This window comes from Burkholderia sp. GW821-FHT14F03 (genome assembly GCF_058803765.1).
The window spans coordinates 129,614-144,410 of the sequence record NZ_JBXAPG010000007.1; the positions used below are offsets into that span (position 1 = coordinate 129,614).

Here is a 14,797-nt window from a genome sequence, read left to right on the forward strand (position 1 = left end):
GCCCGGCATCCGCGGATTTCCCTTCGCGAGCCTTTCGTCACGCTTCGCCGCTGCCTACCAGAATTGGTAGCTGGATATGCCCTTGATTCCGATCTAGTTTTTGATCAAGGATCGGAAAAAATCACCGCAGCGAGAGCCGATCATCGGCGCGACTCACCGGACCTCGATCCGGCGCGCGCGCGTTGTCCCATCCGCGTGGATCTCGAAGTCGGGCGGCCCGGAGCCCCGCCAGGAGACGCCCGCGGGTCGAACGGCAATCGATGGCGGCGCGCGGCGGGACGACTGGATCAGTGCGGAGAGACACGATGAGCCAGATTTGCTATTTCGCGTACGGCTCCAACATGAGCGAGGCGCGCCTGCGCGAGCGCCTCGCCCGCTTCGGGGAGGTGCTGGTCGACCGGCGGCCCGGCATCATCCACTGCTACCGGCTGACCTTCAACAAGGTGTCGTCGCAGCACGACCATATCGGCTTCGCGAACATCGAGCCGGCAAGCGGCGGCGAAGTCGAGGGAACGCTCAACCTGATGCATCCGGGCGCGCTCGACGCACTCGACGCGATCGAGCTGGTCCCGCATCACTACCGGCGCGTCGCGGTGCTGGTGCGCGACGCCGTCAGCGGCCGCCTGACGGCCGCCTTCACCTACGTGGCCAACCCCGCGATGGTGCGCCCGAACCTCAAGCCCACGCGCGACTACCTCGATCACCTGCTGGCGGCGGCCGACGTGCTGCCGGGCGCCTATCTCGATCGCGTGCGGGCCGTGGAGTGCTGGGCATGACCGCCGAGCGCACGCACGCCGCCCACGCTCCGCGGCCGTATCGTCCGGCCACCCTCGAACCTCACTTTCAACAGGCATGGCAGGACGCGCGGGTGTTCGACACCGAAGCGCGACCCGGCCGGCCCAAATGGTTCATCATCGAACTGCCGCCGTTCGCGACGGGACAACTGCATATCGGCCACGCGCGGAACTACGTGCTGGCCGACGCCGACGCCCGGTTCCGCCGGATGCAGGGGTACGACGTGATGTACACCACCGGCTTCGACACGTTCGGCCTGCCGACCGAGCTGGCGGCGCGCGACGCGGGTTGCACGCCCGAGGCGCTGGCGCGCCGGTGCAGCGAGGCGATGGCCGCGCAGTTCGTGCGCCTCGGGCTCGGCCACGACCGCCGGCGCATCACCCAGTATCACGTGCCGGCGTACTACCGCTGGATCCAGTGGGTGTTCGTGCGCTTGTTCGAGGCGGGCTACTGCTTCCGGCGCGACGCGCCGGCCGACTGGTGCCCGCAGTGCGAGGTCACGCTCGCGGCGAGCCTCGTCGACGACGGCCGCTGCTGGCGCTGCAAGCAGCGCGTCGAGACGCGCGTGCGGCCGCAGTGGTTCGTGCGCGAGTCGGCGTTCGCCGACGAGATGCTGGACGGGCTGGAACGCCTTCCCGGTTGGCCGCAGGACGTGAAGAAGATGCATCGCGACTGGATCGGGCGGCGTCACGGCCTGCGGCTGCGCTTGCCGGTGTCGGGCCGGCCCGGCGCGATCGAACTCCAGCTGGACGACGAAGCCTGGCTCGCGCGGTTGCATTTCATCGTGGTGGGGCGCTTGCATCCGCTCGCGATCGCGGCGGGCGCGAGCGGGGATCTCCCCGATGACCGGCAGGCCGGCGCGCAGCCGCACGCCCCTTGGTTTGCTCAGGCGGCCGGCGCAGCCGGTGCGGTCGCGCTGCCCATCGTCGTCGAGGACGTCGCGCATGACGGCGCGCGGCCCGGCCGTCCGGACGCGCTCGACGCGGACCGCCTGCTGGCCGCGCAATACGGGCTCGACCCGCACGCGACCGGCGGGTGCGACCGCGCCGCGATGCTCGCCGCCGGGCAGGCGGAAGCCGTGGTCTGCTACCGGCTGCAGGACTGGAACGTGGCCCGCAACCGCTACTGGGGGCCGCCGGTTCCGATCGTGCACTGCGCGGCATGCGGCCCCGTCGCGGTGCCCGACGACGCGCTGCCGGTGGTGTTGCCCGACGACGTCGACCTGCGGCAGCCGGGCAATCCGCTCGAACGCCATGCCGGCTTCCGCGAGGTCCGCTGCCCGCGCTGCGGCGAACCGGCGCGGCGCGACACGGAAACCCTCGAAGCCTATTCGAGCCCGTGGTGGTATCACTGGCTGTGCATGCGGCTCGGCGGCGACGATCCGTTCGACCGCGACGACGCGCGCACGTGGCTGCCGGTGGATCTGATGATCGGCGGGGCCGATCAGGTGCGCACCTGTTTCTTCCATGTGCGGATGATCGCCCGCGCGCTGCGGCGCATGGGGATCGCCGACGTGGAGGAACCGGTGAGCACGCTGCTTGCGCTCGGCATGGTCAGGCAGGACGGCAGCAAGATGAGCAAGAGCGCGGGCAATGCCGTGGATCTGCAGTCGATCATCGAGCGCTACGGCGCCGACGCGCTGCGCCTCGCGATCATCGGCGCGGCGGCGCCCGAGCGCGATGTCAACTGGTCCGACGCGCTCGTGCGCCGCCAGCACGCTTTTCTGGTCCGGCTCTGGGATTTCGTGCACCGGGTCGCCGACACGCCCGCTTGCCGGGACGGCGCACCGACGTCGCCCGGCTCCGCCGTCAAGCCGAGCCCGCTCGGCCAGCGGATGCTGGGCTGGCTGGCGACCGGCGAGTACCGGATGGCCGCGGACTTCCGGCGTCACGATTACCACCTCGCCCTGAAGAACTTCGCGTTCCTGTTCGAGCGCGTGCAGACCTTCGAGGCGGCGCTGTACAAGACCGAGCCGCCGCGCCCGGACGATCTCGCGATCCTCGCGGACGCGACGCGGCGGCTGGCGCTGTATCTCGCGCCGCTGGCGCCGCATATCACCGAGGCGCTATGGCAGGCGCTCGGCGGCGCGGGGCTGGCGGCCGGCGCCGCGTGGCCGGGAGAGCGCGCCGTCGAGGCGGCGGGGGCTGAACGGGAGGCGATCGCATGAATTTCACCGGTCCGATCTTCGAACTGCTCGACGCGGCCTTGCGGGATTCGCCGGAATATCGCGGATTCCGGGCGGGCGAACGCAGCCGCGCGGAGTTTTCCGCGTTCCTCGAACGGATCCGTCCGGACCTGATCGAGCAGGGCGTACCGGCGAACGACGTGCATTTCGCGAAGCGCTTTCCCGCGTCGATCGATGCGGCGGTCGACACGGCGTTCGCCGAGCTGGCGTCGATGAGGCTCGTGCTGCCGGCGGATTTCCGCCAGACCGGCGCGCGGGTGGCCGCCTATCTTCGCGGCGGTTTCGATCACCAGGGGCTCGGCACCTACATCTACCCCGAGGAAGGCCGGCTGCTGCTGGCGATCGCGCTCGCGTTCCGGCCGCGCAGGACGGTGTTCCTCGGCAGCTACTACGGCTACTGGGCGGCCTGGGCGCTGCCTGCAATCGTCGCGTGCGGCGGCGAGGCCGTGCTCGTCGACCCCGATCCGCGGGTGGCCGAGGTCGCCCGCGCGAGCCTCGCGCGGCTCTATCCGGAGGCGCGCGTCGACGTGGTCTGCGACACCGGCGAACACTACCTGTCGCGCGGCGGCGAGCCGTTCGATCTCGTCGTGCTGGATGCCGAGCTGCCGCGCGACCATCCGGACCCGACCCGGCGCGGCAAGGGGCTCTACGCGCACCTGCTGCGCGCGGCGCTGCCGCGGCTGGCCGCGCGCTCGCTGCTCGTGTGCCACAACATCCTGTTTCGCGATCACTCGGGCTGTCCGTTCTTCGACGACATGATCGCCCGCAACCGCGAAGAACTGGGCCCGTTCCTCGATCTCGTCGCCGACGAATACGACTGCTTCGTCGAATGCCCGACCACCGAGGGCGTGGGCGTCGGGGTCCGCGCGGCAACGCCGGAGCGCGCGTGATGACGCACGCCTATTGTTCGCCGTTCCAGGACTGGCATCGGGCCGCCTCGGTGCGCACGCTGCCCGCCGACTTCTGGCTGACCGACGCGTCCGGCATGTGGATGGCGGAGCGGCAGGGCGGCATCCTGTCTCATCCCGCGCTGCGCGACGCGCCGCGCGAGCGGATCGCCGCCGGCCTGCTGATCGCGCATCTGAGCTTCACCGTCGCGCTCGAGAACACGCTGATCGCGACGGTGGCGCGCGACATCGCGGCGCGCGCGCTCGATGCCCGCTACGACGACCGCGTGGTGGCCGACGCGCTGCGCGTGCAGTGCGACGAGGCGTTTCACGCGCTGCTCGCGCAGGAGCTGATGACGCAGGTGACGGCGGCGACGGAAGCGGCGCGCCCCCGGCGCGGCCACGGCTTCCTGCTGCACGTCGAACGGCAGGTCGCGGCGCTGCCCGGCGTGAATGCGTCGCTGGTGCGGTTCTGCGCGGCGGTGGTCGCCGAGACGCTGATCACCCACACGCTGCGCGACGACTGGCGCGACGATGCGCTGCGGCTCGACGTGCAGACGTTCCTGCACCAGCATTACCTGGACGAGGCCCGGCACAGCGCGTATTTCTCGCGCTTGCTGAAAATCGTGTGGCCGCAGTGGCCGGCCGACGTGCACGCGGCGCTGCGGCCTCTGTGGCCGGGGCTGATCGACGCGTTCCTGTTCGCCGACGCGGGCATCGTGCGCGACGTCCTGGCGGATGCCGGCGTGGCCGCGCGCGAGATCGAGCGCGTGATGTCGGCGTGCGCGAGCCCCGACGCGATCCGCGACCGTCGTGCGCAATCGACCCGGCAAACGCTGCATGCGCTGCGCCGGGCCGGCGCGCTGGAGGCGGCCGAAGTCGCGCACGCCGCCGACGCGGAGGACGCATGAATCCTGTCGACGTCGACGCATTGCCTTTCTTCGCGTTCGGTCGCGGCGATCGGCGGCTCGCGTTCATCGGCGGCGGCCTGATCCTCGACAGCGGCGAAGCGGAAAACACGTTCGTGTTCCGTTGCCAGGACCGCTTTCTCGTCTATACCAGCCTGCTCGGCCTGCCGAGCGTGATCCTCGTGTTCGACGACGCGCATGGCCGCCGATACGACCGCCTGCTGACGGCGCTGGACGCGCGGCTGCGGCACCTCGCCGAGGCGCAAGGGCTGCCCGCGCCGCGCATTCCGGCGCCGCTCTATGTGCGATGCGACCTGTCGACGCTCGCGCTGTCCGCCACCGAATCGTTCGACCGCGCGGCGCGCGCGCTGGCCGCGGACGGCGCCAGCATCGGCTTCGTCATGAACCAGGTGTCGCCGACCGCCGCGCGGATGCTGCGCGAACTGACGGACCTGCTGCGCGAACGGAACGTCCGCGTCGTATTCGACGACGCGGACTGCGAACGCGTGGCCTCGCTCGCGCAGACGTGGCACAACAAGGCGCGCTTCATGGCGTTCCAGCGCGAGGCGGCAATCGACGGCGGGCCGCCGCAGGTGCCGGGCATGGTGATGGCGCCGGACGCGTTCGTCGCGCTGCGCGACTGGACGACGCTCGCGCAGCGCTTCGCCGACGCCTGCGGGCTCGCGGCGCCGCCCGACGCGCTGTTCCTGAAATCGTCGCAGGACTCCAGCGGCAATGTGTCGGCGATCCTGTCCGCGGCGACGTTCGCCGACCGCGCGCCGGCGTTCGCCGCCGAAGTCCGGCGCTGGCTGCTCGCCGAGGGCTTCGGCGAGCCGGCGTTCGTGCGCGAGTTGCGCGCGGAATGCGCGCTGCCGCCGGCGTGGGAAGGCGCGACGCCCGACGATGCGACGCTGCGCGCGCTGCGGCAGGCGCAGGCCGCACGCCGCGCGCGCTTGCCGCTGATCGTGCAGCTCGTCGTGCGGCCGCCCGTCGAGGCGGGCAGCCCGGCGAGCGTCGGCGTGACCCTGTTCGTCGACGAGGCGGGCGGCCATCGCGTCGTCGACGCCGGCGCGCAGTGGTATCGCGATGCGCAGCGCCGCCAGTTTCTGGGGCTGCACCTCGACGATGCCTGGTCGGACGATCGTCGCGTGCGCGCGCTCAGTGAACAGTGCGGCACCCTCGCGGGCGCGCTGGCCGCCCGGGGGTATCGCGGGCCGGTGAATTTCGATGCGTGTCTCGGACAGGATGGACGCTACTGGTTCGTCGGCGACTGCAATCCGCGCCTGACCGCCGCCTACGTGCCGCTGGCCGTGCGCGCGTGGCTGCGCGCGTCCGGCGTCGCCGTGCGCAGCATCAGCAGTTTCGGCTACCGGGGGGAGTTCGTCATCGACCACCTCGGTCCGTGCCTCGACGCGTGGTCGGAGGCGGGCCTGCTCGTCGGCGGCGAGCGGCGGCGGGGTCTGCTGATCCTACCCAACCTCGCGCGCCGCAACGGCCACGATGCGCTCGCGATCAATCTCGACGGCGCGCAGGCGGCCGACAGCCTGATGCGCATGCGGCGGCTCGTCCCGCAGGCGGTGCCCGGGCATCTCGAGTCGATCCATGACTGACCGCTCGCCGCTCCGCATCGGCCCGCTGGCCGCGACGCTCGGCGCCGAGGTCGAAGGCCTGGACGCGCGCATCGCCCCGCGACCGGCGACGATGCGGGAGATCCGCGCCGCGTGGTTGCGCTTCGGCGTGCTGGTGTTTCGCGAGCAGACGCTCGATCCGGCGCAGCTGGTCGCGTTTACGCGCTGCTTCGGCGAGCCCGTCGTCTATACGCGCAGCGAGAATGCGTGCGTGGCGCAGCCGGAAGTGCTGCTGCTGTCGAACGAGATCGTCGGCGGCAAGCCGCTCGGCGCGGCGATCAGCGGCCGCTACTGGCATACCGACGGCCATTTCCTCACATGCCCGCCCGCGGGCACGCTGCTGTACGGCAAGGCGGTGCCGGACGCGGGCGGCGACACCTGTTTCATCAGCATGACGGCCGTCTATCGCGCGCTGCCCGCGCGGCTGCGCGCGGAAATCGACGGCCGCAGGTTCGTGATGGACCGCGTGCAGACGCTGCCTTTCCATTATCCGCAGCGGCCCGTCCCGCCGGCCGGGCAGAAGGCGCTGTGGCCGGACGTCCTGCAGCCGCTGGTGAGGACGCATCCGGAGACGGGCGTCAATGCGCTGTATATCGGCGGCGTCGTGCCGTGGCGGATCGTCGGCATGGAGGCGAGCCGCAGCGATGCGCTGATGTCGCAACTGCATGCGATCGCGTTCGACGAGCCGCGCTTCGGTTATCGGCACCGCTGGCGCGCGGGTGATCTGCTGATCTGGGACAACCGCTGCCTCGCGCATCGCGCGACCGACTACGACATGGCGCGTCATCTGCGCACGATGTACCGGACCACGATCGTCGGGGAGCGGCCGTTTTACGCGCCCGGAGCGGCCGAGGCCGTCATGGCCTCGTAGACCGCGATCGGATATTCGAACCGATACTCGCGACGCGCGCGCAGCCAGCCGTAGTCGCCTTCGATGTGCCGGAAGTGGGCGGGATTGTTGAAGACGATGGTCAGTCGCCGGGGATGTTGATGGAGGGATCGCTCGATGTCGGCAAACACAGTGCGGAGGATGTCGCCATGAAACGGGTTGTAGAAATACAGCACCGTGGCCGTCTCGGGCAAGCGGAACGCGCGTGCGTCGCCGTGCTGCAGGCGGATGCGCTGCCGCTCGGCGTCGGGCAGCGCGCGGCCGACGTTGGCGAGCGCGGTGTGATGGAGCCGGTCCGACGCCTCGACGCCGATCAGTTCGCGGAACGGGAAGCGCGACGCGAGCACGATCGCGCGGCCCATGCCGGACCCGTAGTCGACGAACACGTCCTGCCGCGTGACCGCGAGGTCGCGCAGCACGCGATTGAACGCGCGGATCGACGACGGGTAGTAATCGTGACAGCCGTGCCATTCGTCGACGAGCGATTCGATCGGCACGAGGCCGCGGGTGCGGATGCGCAAGCGCCGTTCGAGCGCGGCGTCGACCAGCCGGTCGAACACGACCCGCAGCGCGAGCCCGGGGCCGCCCCGGCGCCATGCGTTCAACAGCCGGTTTGCGGACGCAGCCATGTTTTCGCGATGTTCATTGAATGCGGGATCGGACCATGACACAGCGATTGAAGGCGTATTTCCTGCTCGACCCGGACGTGACCTATCTCAATCACGGGGCGTATGGCGCGACGCCGCGGCCGGTATTCGAGCGACATGTGCAGTGGCAGTACGAACTCGAACGCGAGCCGGTCGACTTCCTGTCGCGCCGCTTCACCGAGCGAATGGCGCATGCGCGCGCCGTGCTGGCCGACTACGTGGACACCGAACGCGACAACCTAGTATATGTCAGCAACGGCACCACGGGCGTCAACATCATCGCGCGCAGCATCCCGCTCGGCCCCGGCGACGAACTGCTCACGACCAATCACGAACACGGCGGGATCGACCGGCTGTGGCGCTGCATGGCGCAGAAGCGCGGCTTCGACATCGTGCGGCACCAGGTGCCGCTGCCGGTGAGCACGCATGCGCAGTTCGTCGACGATTTCTGGGCGGCCGTGACGCCGCGAACGCGCGTGATCCTGATCAGCCAGCTGACGTCGCCGACCGCGCTGGTGTTTCCGGTCGCCGAGATTTGCGCGCGGGCGCGCGCGCGGGGCATTCTCACCGTCGTCGACGGCTCGCATGTGCCGGGGCAGCTGCCGCTGTCGCTGCGCGCGATGGATCCGGACTTCTTCGTCGGCATCCTGCACAAATGGGTGTGCGCGCCGAAGGGCAGCGCGTTCCTGTATGCGCGCCCCGACGTCCAGTTGCTGATCGATCCGCTCGTCGTCAGCTGGGGATGGGAGCCGAAGAACCCGGGGCCGTCGAAGTTCGTCGAGTATCACGAATGGCAGGGCAGCCGCGACATCTCGCCGTTCCTCAGCGTGCCGAGCGCGCTTGCCTTCCAGGCGGAACACGACTGGGACAGCGTGCGCAAGCGCTGCATCGCGCTCGCGAGCGATGCGCAGAAGGAGGTCGCGGCCCTGACGCGGCAGCCGCTCTATCATCCGCCGGGCGCGCCCGAGTGGCACGGCCAGATGGTCTGCGTGCCGCTGCCGCCCGAGACCGACGACGTGTGGCTGATGAACGCGTTGCGCCACGAACACCAGATCGACGTGTCGGTGGATCGCTTCGAGGGCCGGCCGCGCGTGCGGATCTCGGTACAGGGCTACAACGGCCCGGAGGATGTCGACCGGTTGATCAACAGCCTGAAGCAGTTGCTCCGGCTGTGAGGAATAGGGGATTCAAGCATTGCACCTGTAGCTTAATCGGACAATGGAATCGACGGCGAAGCGGAAGCACGCCCGGCAATACCGATCCGCAGCTCTCCAGGGCGTCAATGTGGCGCGGAGGGCCGGGCCGAGGGCCGTGGAGCCCAGGTTTCAAAAGTACCAGTTTTGGGGGCTGGGGAATGCGGGTTCGAGTCCCGTCGGGTGCGCCACTATTTGTCCGTTGACAAATAAAGGAGGTGATGAAGCTATGGGAAAGATAGACGATGAGAAGTTGTCGCAGATCCACACATCGTTGGCGCCAGTCGTGGAACGCTTGAGCGAAGCCTCGGCGATCCTCGCGGGCAGCGCGGTGCCAATGCTGGGTGTGCCACCTGCAACGGCGCCACCGGCTGCCGTGCCAATCGCACGACAGCTGAGTGCCCACGCGGCGCCAGTGGCCCTGTCGGCGCCACTGGTCTCGCAAGCGATTCCAGCCCTGTCGCTGCCAATCCGGTCCTGACCGGCCGGCTCGACGGACTGAGTCTCGCGCCATGCCTGATGCCCTGGATCTGACGCCCTGGAAATGACGCCCTGGACAGCCAAGGCGACCGCCTGCGCGGTTGCCTTGGCCCACCTTCGCGTTGTGCCCGTTCCCGCAGAACGCACGCCCTGACGTTTCGAACCGCGATCGCCTGGTTTCCGGCGATGACGGCGGCGAGGCGCGGGTTGCGCGCGCGCCGGCGGCATCCGGCGTCCGGCCGGCGCGCCGCCGCCTCAGTTCGCCGGCGCGCTCGCGGCGCGGATGAATGCGATCACCGCGTCGTCGGCCCACGAGCCGGTCATCAGTTCCGGCTCGTTCAGATGCGCCTGGCGGAACTTGCCCTGCGTGTCCGGATCGTCGCCGGCGAAGGCGCGGAACAGCGCGTGCCAGCGCGCCGCGAGCGCGCGTCCGGCGGGTGCATCCGGCGCGACGCCCTGATCGAGCGCATCGCGCACCTCGCCGATCAACTGCGGCCATTCGTACGCATGCCGGCCGAAATGCGCGCGCGTGAAGCGCATCTCGTCGGCCGTCAGATATTTCGCGTAGATCGCGAGCCGGCTCTCGGAGAAGGCGCGCAGCACGTAGGCGAGCACCTCGGGCGTGATACCGGTCTGCTGCCGCACCGCGGGCTCGCGATCGTGCATCAGGTTCAGCTTCGCGAGCAGACGCGGATCGCCGTTCGTATCCGCCTTCAGCATCGTCATCCAGCGCAACGCGAACGCCTGCGCGTCCGGATGCTCCGCGGGCACGCCGGCCGTACGCAGCGCGTCCACGTCGGCGACGAGCGCCGCCCATTCGGTTTCCCGCGCCTTGTCGAGCTGGCTGAGCGGCAGGCGGGTCAGTTCTTCGCTTGAAAAATAACGGTCGTACACGGTCATCATCTCCAGTGTGGTGAGCCAATCGCCAAGCTCGGGCTCCGCGCCGTCGCGCAGCGACGCGTGCAGCCGGACGAGCCGGTCGCGCAGCTGCGCGGCCTGTCCGATCTGCGCGTCGAGCGCGTGGATCTGCCGCTCGACGAGCGGCGCGAGCGGAGCGCCGGGGCCGGCGAGACAGGTTCCGATGTCGGCCAGCGCAAGACCGAAGCGGCGCAGCGCCTGAATCTGGTGCAGCCGCGCGACGTCGCGCCGGTCGTACAGCCGGTAGCCGGCCTCGGAACGCGCGGAGGGCCGGAGCAGGCCGATCGCGTCGTAGTGGTGCAGCGTGCGGACCGTCAGGCCGCTGCGTTTCGCCAATTCGCCCACTTTCAGCAACATCGGTTTCCTCCGTTCTCCGTGCGGGATGAAGACTGCGGCCTCACGCAACGTGAGGGTCAAGCGTCGGCGCGCGCGAGCCGTTCCTCGAGGAACGCGACCAGCGCGCGGATCGACGACGACCCCTGGCGGTGCTGCGGGTAGACCACGTGCAAGGGCAGCGGCGGCGGCGCGTAGGCCGCGAGGATCGGCACCAGCGCACCCGACGCGAGCGCCGGCGCGACGATGAAGTCGGGCAGCAGCGCGACGCCGAGGTTCGCGCCGGCGGCGTCGCGGACCACGTCGCCGTTGTTGGCGACGAGCGGCCCGTGCACGTCGAAGGTGCGCGGCGCGCCGTCGACGCTGAATTCCCAGCCGGTGCGGCCCTCCTGGCCGTACAGCAGGCAGGCGTGACGGTGCAGCTCGGCCGGGCTCGCCGGTTCGCCGTGCGCGCGCAGATAGGCGGGACTGCAGCACGCGATCATGCGCAGCGTGCCGAGCGGGCGGGCGACGAGCGTCGAATCGGGCAGCGCGCCGATCCGCAGCGCGAGGTCGAAACCCTCGCCGATCAGGTCGACCAGGCGGTCGCTCAGCTCGACCTGCATGCGCAGCGCCGGGTGCGCGGCGAGGAACGCGGCGAGCAGCGGCGACAGGTGGCGGGTGCCGTACGACATCGGCGCGCTGACCTTCAGCGAACCGTGCAGCGCGGCATGCTGCTCGGCCATCGCCTGCTCGGCGGCGGCGACGTCGGCGAGGATGCGCTGCGCATGCGCGTAGAGCGCGTGCCCGAGATCGGTGACCGCGAGCTTGCGGGTGTTGCGCAACAGCAGCCGCACGCCGAGCGACGCCTCGAGCGCCATCATGCGCCGGCTGACGAACTGCTTCGACAGCTGGAGCCGGTCGGCCGCCGCGGTGAGGCTGCCGGAATCGACGGTCGCGACGAAAATCCGGAGGTCATCGAGTTGCATGAGTGTCCACTTTGATGTGACAGTGTATCGGTTTTATGAGGTTTTTCGCTCATTCGAGTTGACGTAAGCTTACGTCATCGATCGGCGCAACGCCACCGTCCGGGGGCCCGCCGATCAACCGGAGAAACTCATGATGGACATCCGACACGCCGATCAACGCGGCCACGCCGACCACGGCTGGCTCAACTCGCGTCATACCTTCTCGTTCGCCGACTACTACGATCCGGCCCAAGTGGGCTTCTCGGACCTGCTCGTGATCAACGACGACCGCGTCGCCCCGGCGCGCGGTTTCGGCACGCATCCGCACCGCGACATGGAAATCCTGTCGTACGTGCTCGACGGCGCGCTCGAACACAAGGATTCGATGGGCACGGGCTCGGTGATCGTGCCCGGCGACGTGCAGCTGATGAGCGCCGGCACGGGTGTCGCGCACAGCGAGTTCAACCATTCGCGCGGCGAGCCGGTGCACTTCCTGCAGATCTGGATCCGGCCGTCGGTGGCCGGGCTGCCGCCGCGCTATCAGCAGGCGAAGGTGCCCGACGCGGATACGCGCGGCGCGCTGCGGCTGATCGTGTCGCCGGAAGGCGCGGACGGCGCGCTGGCGATCCGCCAGGATGCGCGGATCTACGCGGGCCGGTTCGATGGCGATGAAAGCGCGCGCCTCGCGCTGACGGGCCGGCGTCACGTGTACGTGCACGTCGCGCGTGGCAGCCTGGAGGTGAACGGCGTAAGGTTGGGCGAGGGCGATGGCGCGCGGCTTCGCGACGCAGCGGCGCTCACGCTCGCGAACGGCCGGGAGGCCGAAGTGCTGGTGTTCGACCTGCGCCCGCTCGACGGCGCAAGCCGCGCCTGAACCCGAACGAAACGAAGGAGTGAAGACCATGCAATATCTTGCGCTGGATCGGTATCGGGACGGGGGCCTGCTGGTTGCCCGGGTGATGATGATGGTGTTGTTCGTGCTGTTCGGCTGGCAAAAGCTCGTCGGCTTTCACGACGCGGTGGCCTACATGGCGTCGACCGGCGCGCCGCTGCCCGCGCTCGCGGCGGTGATCTCGGTGGTGATGGAACTGGTGGTCGGGCTGCTGCTCGCGGCCGGCTTCTATACGCGGCCGCTTGCATTGCTGCTCGCGCTCTACACGCTCGGCACGGCGGCGATCGGCCATCGTTATTGGAGCATGACGGGCCTCGCGCAGTACGACAACATGATCCACTTCTACAAGAACGTCGCGATCGCGGGCGGCCTGCTGCTGCTCGCGCTGACGGGGCCGGGGAAGTACTCGCTCGATCGTCGTTGACGGGGGCTGCCGCGACCGGGGGCGCGGCAGGGCGGGAAACACGGCCGCGCGCCGGAGTCGGGCAACCGCTCCGGCGCGCGGCGTATTTGCGACCGGCGTATTTGCGACCGATGCATCCGCACCCGGCATTTCGGCATCCGACTTATCGATGCCCGCCGGACGCCCGATCCGCTTAGGGCTGCGCGGCGCGCGGCGCGTCGGCCACGGTGCCCGGGGCGGGCGGCGTGCCCATCGCCTGAAACAACCGCGCCGTATCCGCGAGCCGCGCACCTGTCGCGCGGATCTCGTCGAGCCGCGCGTTGCGGTACTGTTCTTCGCTCGCGCGCGCGGCGGAGGGCGGCAGCGCGCCGAGCCGCATGCGCGCCGCCGTGTCGTCGAATGCGCCGCGCGCGGCGAGCGCCGCGCGGCTCGATGCATCGAGCGATTGCGCGTCGTTGTCGAGCGCGGCAAGCGAGTCCGCGACGTTCTGGAACGCGCCGAGCACGGTCTGCTTGTACTGCTCGACCGCCGCGTCGTAGCTCGCCTGCGCCGCGCGTCGCTGCGCGAGCAGCGCGCCGCCGTGGAACAGCGGCTGCGTCAGCGACGCGCCGACGCTCCAGATCGCGCCCGCGCCCGACAGCATCGACGGCCAGCTGAAGCCGGCCTGGCCCATCGACGCGGTCAGCGACAGCTGCGGGAACATCTGCGCGGTCGCGACGCCGACCTCGGCCGCTGCCGCTTTCAACGCGGCATCGGCGGCCTGGATGTCCGGGCGGGTCTTCAGCAGCTCGGACGGCACCACGACCGGCACCTGCTCGGGCAAGGCGAGCGCGTCGAGCGCGAGGTCGTCGGGCGCCTGGTCCGGCGTGCGGCCGAGCAGCACGGCAAGCGCGTGGCGCGCGCTCTGCCACTGCTGGCGCAGCGCGGGCAGGCTCGCGGCGAGCGCCGCGGCGCTCTGCTGCGCGCCGAGCTGATCGGTGCGCGCCACCGCGCCCAGGCGGTGGCGGCTCGTCGCGTCGTCGGCCTGCCGGCCGGCCAGCGCGACGAGCTGCTCGGTCGTGTCGAGCTGCGCATGCAGCGCCGATGCGGTGATCGCCGCCGTCACGATGTTGGCCGCGAGCGCGCGCCGCGCGGCATCGAGCTGGAATGCGCTGACGTCGACCCGCTGCGCGAGCGCGCGGTTCGCGAAGCGCGCCGCGCCGAACAGGTCGAGCGTGTAGTTCGCCTGCAATTGCCCCGCGAACACCTTGTACAGCACGGTTTGCGGACCGAACGCCGGCACCCCGAGCGCGCGCTGGCGGGTCGCCTGGCCGCCCGCGTCGATGGTCGGCAACAGCGAGCTGCCGATCTGGCCGCGCAGCTGCTCGCGCGCGGCGGTCAGGCTCCGCTCGGCGGCGGCCAGCGTCGGGCTGTGGCGCAGCCCTTCGTCGACGAGCGCGTCGAGCGCCGGGCTGCGATACAGCGTCCACCAGTCGGGCACCGGTTGCGCGCCCACCTCGAAGCGTTGCGCGACGCCATGCGCGGCCACGGTTTCAGGCGGCAGGGGCTGCGCGCCGTAGTGCGCGGGCGATGGCGACGCGGGCGCCTCGCCGCTCGGGCCGAACAGCGAGCAGCCGGCGAGGAGCGCGAGCGCGCCGGCCGCGCAGGCCGTGCGCATCGCGTGCGGAAACGGGAAAGTCGTGTCGCGCATGG

13 protein-coding genes are annotated in these 14,797 nt (G+C 70.4%); 9 read left to right on the forward strand and 4 right to left on the reverse strand.

Annotated features, from left to right (window positions below; translation table 11 throughout):
* Positions 1 to 305 precede the first annotated feature (305 nt).
* Genes AC1RQF_RS07605 through AC1RQF_RS07630 form a run of 6 tightly spaced genes read left to right on the forward strand, consistent with a single transcriptional unit; the run spans position 306 to position 7,274 of the window.
* Positions 306 to 776 (forward strand): gamma-glutamylcyclotransferase family protein, encoded by a 471-nt coding sequence (locus AC1RQF_RS07605; RefSeq protein ID WP_274003008.1) that lies wholly within the window; start codon positions 306 to 308, stop codon positions 774 to 776.
* The gene (locus tag AC1RQF_RS07610; RefSeq protein ID WP_492871671.1) at positions 773 to 2,962 is read left to right on the forward strand and encodes a class I tRNA ligase family protein; all 2,190 of its coding nucleotides are present in this window, start codon (positions 773 to 775) and stop codon (positions 2,960 to 2,962) included. The genes AC1RQF_RS07605 and AC1RQF_RS07610 overlap by 4 nt, the downstream gene beginning before the upstream one ends.
* Positions 2,959 to 3,870: an O-methyltransferase gene (locus tag AC1RQF_RS07615; RefSeq protein WP_492871672.1), complete on the forward strand. Its 912-nt coding sequence runs from the start codon at positions 2,959 to 2,961 to the stop codon at positions 3,868 to 3,870. Before AC1RQF_RS07610 ends, AC1RQF_RS07615 begins: the two co-directional genes overlap by 4 nt.
* Entirely contained in the window at positions 3,870 to 4,778 is a 909-nt protein-coding gene (locus AC1RQF_RS07620; RefSeq protein ID WP_492871673.1) for a diiron oxygenase, read from the forward strand. The genes AC1RQF_RS07615 and AC1RQF_RS07620 overlap by 1 nt, the downstream gene beginning before the upstream one ends.
* Entirely contained in the window at positions 4,775 to 6,385 is a 1,611-nt protein-coding gene (locus AC1RQF_RS07625) for a glutathione synthetase (protein WP_492871674.1), read from the forward strand. The genes AC1RQF_RS07620 and AC1RQF_RS07625 overlap by 4 nt, the downstream gene beginning before the upstream one ends.
* Positions 6,378 to 7,274: a TauD/TfdA dioxygenase family protein gene (locus AC1RQF_RS07630; RefSeq protein WP_492871675.1), complete on the forward strand. Its 897-nt coding sequence runs from the start codon at positions 6,378 to 6,380 to the stop codon at positions 7,272 to 7,274. The genes AC1RQF_RS07625 and AC1RQF_RS07630 overlap by 8 nt, the downstream gene beginning before the upstream one ends.
* Here the strand turns inward: AC1RQF_RS07630 and AC1RQF_RS07635 are convergent.
* Entirely contained in the window at positions 7,235 to 7,921 is a 687-nt protein-coding gene (locus tag AC1RQF_RS07635) for a class I SAM-dependent methyltransferase (protein ID WP_492871676.1), read from the reverse strand. The two genes, AC1RQF_RS07630 and AC1RQF_RS07635, sit on opposite strands and share 40 nt — an antisense overlap.
* Positions 7,922 to 7,956: 35 nt before the next feature.
* On the opposite strand from AC1RQF_RS07635, the gene AC1RQF_RS07640 reads away from it, so the two are divergent.
* A complete protein-coding gene (locus AC1RQF_RS07640) occupies positions 7,957 to 9,114 on the forward strand; it encodes an aminotransferase class V-fold PLP-dependent enzyme (RefSeq protein ID WP_274003021.1) in 1,158 nt (385 codons plus the stop codon).
* Positions 9,115 to 9,867: 753 nt separating this feature from the next.
* On the opposite strand, the gene AC1RQF_RS07645 is transcribed toward AC1RQF_RS07640, so the two are convergent.
* Entirely contained in the window at positions 9,868 to 10,887 is a 1,020-nt protein-coding gene (locus AC1RQF_RS07645; protein WP_492871677.1) for a MerR family transcriptional regulator, read from the reverse strand.
* 56 nt (positions 10,888 to 10,943) lie between these two features.
* Complete coding sequence (locus AC1RQF_RS07650) at positions 10,944 to 11,831, reverse strand: LysR family transcriptional regulator (protein WP_492871678.1); 888 nt, start codon at positions 11,829 to 11,831, stop codon at positions 10,944 to 10,946.
* Between the two features lie 130 nt (positions 11,832 to 11,961).
* Here AC1RQF_RS07650 and AC1RQF_RS07655 point away from each other — a divergent pair, with 130 nt between their 5' ends.
* Positions 11,962 to 12,684, forward strand: coding sequence for a pirin family protein (locus AC1RQF_RS07655; protein ID WP_492871679.1), 723 nt, complete (start codon positions 11,962 to 11,964; stop codon positions 12,682 to 12,684).
* 28 nt (positions 12,685 to 12,712) lie between these two features.
* Positions 12,713 to 13,126: a DoxX family protein gene (locus AC1RQF_RS07660; RefSeq protein WP_492871680.1), complete on the forward strand. Its 414-nt coding sequence runs from the start codon at positions 12,713 to 12,715 to the stop codon at positions 13,124 to 13,126.
* A 172-nt stretch (positions 13,127 to 13,298) separates the two neighbouring features.
* Here the strand turns inward: AC1RQF_RS07660 and AC1RQF_RS07665 are convergent, their stop codons facing one another.
* Positions 13,299 to 14,795: an efflux transporter outer membrane subunit gene (locus AC1RQF_RS07665; RefSeq protein WP_443111573.1), complete on the reverse strand. Its 1,497-nt coding sequence runs from the start codon at positions 14,793 to 14,795 to the stop codon at positions 13,299 to 13,301.
* Between the last annotated feature and the right edge of the window lie 2 nt (positions 14,796 to 14,797).

Excerpts from the sequence above, each read along its gene's own strand:
- AC1RQF_RS07605 (WP_274003008.1), top strand. The coding sequence starts at position 306 with ATGAGCCAGATTTGCTATTTCGCGTACGGCTCCAACATGAGCGAGGCG.
- AC1RQF_RS07610 (WP_492871671.1), top strand. The coding sequence starts at position 773 with ATGACCGCCGAGCGCACGCACGCCGCCCACGCTCCGCGGCCGTATCGT.
- AC1RQF_RS07615 (WP_492871672.1), top strand. The coding sequence starts at position 2,959 with ATGAATTTCACCGGTCCGATCTTCGAACTGCTCGACGCGGCCTTGCGG.
- AC1RQF_RS07620 (WP_492871673.1), top strand. The coding sequence starts at position 3,870 with ATGACGCACGCCTATTGTTCGCCGTTCCAGGACTGGCATCGGGCCGCC.
- AC1RQF_RS07625 (WP_492871674.1), top strand. The coding sequence starts at position 4,775 with ATGAATCCTGTCGACGTCGACGCATTGCCTTTCTTCGCGTTCGGTCGC.
- AC1RQF_RS07630 (WP_492871675.1), top strand. The coding sequence starts at position 6,378 with ATGACTGACCGCTCGCCGCTCCGCATCGGCCCGCTGGCCGCGACGCTC.
- AC1RQF_RS07635 (WP_492871676.1), bottom strand. The coding sequence starts at position 7,921 with ATGGCTGCGTCCGCAAACCGGCTGTTGAACGCATGGCGCCGGGGCGGC.
- AC1RQF_RS07640 (WP_274003021.1), top strand. The coding sequence starts at position 7,957 with ATGACACAGCGATTGAAGGCGTATTTCCTGCTCGACCCGGACGTGACC.
- AC1RQF_RS07645 (WP_492871677.1), bottom strand. The coding sequence starts at position 10,887 with ATGTTGCTGAAAGTGGGCGAATTGGCGAAACGCAGCGGCCTGACGGTC.
- AC1RQF_RS07650 (WP_492871678.1), bottom strand. The coding sequence starts at position 11,831 with ATGCAACTCGATGACCTCCGGATTTTCGTCGCGACCGTCGATTCCGGC.
- AC1RQF_RS07655 (WP_492871679.1), top strand. The coding sequence starts at position 11,962 with ATGATGGACATCCGACACGCCGATCAACGCGGCCACGCCGACCACGGC.
- AC1RQF_RS07660 (WP_492871680.1), top strand. The coding sequence starts at position 12,713 with ATGCAATATCTTGCGCTGGATCGGTATCGGGACGGGGGCCTGCTGGTT.
- AC1RQF_RS07665 (WP_443111573.1), bottom strand. The coding sequence starts at position 14,795 with ATGCGCGACACGACTTTCCCGTTTCCGCACGCGATGCGCACGGCCTGC.